Origin of the sequence: Pseudomonas sp. EYE_354 (genome assembly GCF_023148575.1) — a bacterium.
In the GTDB taxonomy this organism is placed as follows: Bacteria; Pseudomonadota; Gammaproteobacteria; order Pseudomonadales; family Pseudomonadaceae; genus Aquipseudomonas.
This window is the reverse complement of sequence record NZ_JAHXNQ010000039.1, coordinates 1-696: the sequence shown is the minus strand read 5'-3', so window position 1 is coordinate 696 and position 696 is coordinate 1. Positions and strand designations below refer to the sequence as shown.

Sequence of the window (696 nt, the reverse complement as noted above, 5' to 3'; positions counted from 1 at the left end):
AAGCGATGCGCAAGATCGAGAAAGCCAAGGCCCAGGTTCGCGCCAAGGTTGAGCATCCATTTCGAGTGATCAAGCGTCAGTTTGGTTATACGAAAATGCGTTTCCGAGGCTTGGTGAAAAACACTGCTCAGATGGTGACGCTGTTCGCCCTGTCGAACCTTTGGATGGCGCGTCGATATTTGCTCTCCAGCGCAGGAGAGGTGCGTCCGTAATGAGGGAAATAGCTGCTGCGAGGAGCGTTCAGCGGAAAAAATGGATGGAATAGGCGGCAGATGTGATCGGTTTTGAACGGCTGCCGTTTTTTGAAAGCGCCTATGGCTCAGCAGTCGAAAAATAGCGGCCTACTTCAGACCATCCCTTACGTTGCAAAGCCTGCAGGATTCTGATGATTACAAATCCAAACAGACTGATATCAGCGGGGGCGCAAGCTTCACCTTTGGCACCATGACCGGTAGCGGTTCGCTTAGCATCAGCAAAAGCAAGATCGACTCTAAATACGAAAGCGTGCAGGAGCAAACCGGTTTATTCAGCGGCAAGGGTGGCTATCGAGTTGATGTAGGCAACCATACTGTAGTGGTCAACTAATCCCGGACACGACGTTAAGTTTTTTTTCGGCCTGAGCCGGTGGCAGCCCACCATTAAATTGGTGCGGTCGAATCCAGTTGTATCGGTGCATCAAAAAATGGCTGATATCCC

At 50.9% G+C, this 696-nt stretch carries 2 protein-coding genes; both read left to right on the top strand.

The features are described 5' to 3' along the window. The coding region (locus KZX66_RS26340; RefSeq protein WP_248084126.1) for a transposase at positions 1 to 212 on the top strand (212 nt) is incomplete at its 5' end. A 151-nt stretch (positions 213 to 363) separates the two neighbouring features. Next, the gene (locus tag KZX66_RS26335; protein ID WP_248084124.1) at positions 364 to 585 is read left to right on the top strand and encodes a hypothetical protein; all 222 of its coding nucleotides are present in this window, start codon (positions 364 to 366) and stop codon (positions 583 to 585) included. Positions 586 to 696 lie beyond the last annotated feature (111 nt).